The organism is Flavihumibacter cheonanensis, from assembly GCF_022352215.1.
Taxonomy (GTDB): domain Bacteria; phylum Bacteroidota; class Bacteroidia; order Chitinophagales; family Chitinophagaceae; genus Flavihumibacter; species Flavihumibacter cheonanensis.
The window spans coordinates 1-286 of record NZ_JAKRWF010000121.1 but is presented as its reverse complement, the minus strand read 5'-3'; the positions used below and the strand labels follow the sequence as shown (position 1 = coordinate 286).

The 286-nt window shown below is 46.2% G+C and carries 1 protein-coding gene; it reads left to right on the top strand.

All coding sequences use genetic code 11. The features are described from left to right. Positions 1-16 precede the first annotated feature (16 nt). Positions 17-286 (top strand): nucleotide-binding protein (locus MD536_RS21360; protein WP_498366318.1); only part of this gene is annotated, 270 nt, incomplete at its 3' end.

Here is a 286-nt window from a genome sequence, read left to right as displayed (position 1 = left end):
TGCAATAGGGAGGCGTATGAAGCGTTCGTATATTTTTATTTCAGGTGGGGTTATCTCGGGATTGGGAAAAGGGATTACTGCCGCCTCGCTGGGGGCGATTCTTAAATCATTCGGATTGAAAGTTGCGCCAATTAAATGTGACGCATACGTTAATATCGACGCCGGAACAGTTCGTCCTCAGGAGCATGGGGAGGTATTCGTTACTGCTGACGGAATTGAAACCGATCAGGATCTCGGACATTACGAACGATTTTTAGGCGAATCGGTACCCCGTGAAAATTATATT